This is a genomic window from Vibrio genomosp. F10 str. 9ZD137 (genome assembly GCF_049974785.1).
GTDB lineage: Bacteria > Pseudomonadota > Gammaproteobacteria > Enterobacterales > Vibrionaceae > Vibrio.
The window spans coordinates 1-361 of sequence record NZ_JBNGCJ010000188.1; the positions used below are offsets into that span (position 1 = coordinate 1).

General features: G+C 52.9%; 1 pseudogene. It reads right to left on the reverse strand.

Features of this window, described 5'->3' with window-relative positions:
• A pseudogene (locus tag ACP45E_RS02425) lies at positions 1–361 on the reverse strand (glycine dehydrogenase (aminomethyl-transferring)); the annotation flags it as partial.

Sequence of the window (361 nt, forward strand, 5' to 3'; positions counted from 1 at the left end):
GTGCGACGAGCAATCGTGCGAAGGCCTTCTGCGCCATGATACACCGCGTAGAACGAAGCCATGTTAGCCAGCAGAGCTTGAGCGGTACAGATGTTGGACGTCGCTTTTTCGCGGCGGATGTGTTGCTCACGAGTCTGCATTGCCATACGCAGTGCTTGATTACCATGTGAATCAATGGAGACACCAATGATACGACCCGGCATGGTACGTTTGTGTTTGTCACGCGTTGCCATGAATGCTGCGTGAGGGCCGCCATAACCCATAGGAACACCAAAGCGTTGTGATGATCCGATGACAACATCAGCGCCCATCTCACCAGCAGGTTTTAATAAGGTGGAAGCGAGTAGGTCAGTGACAACGG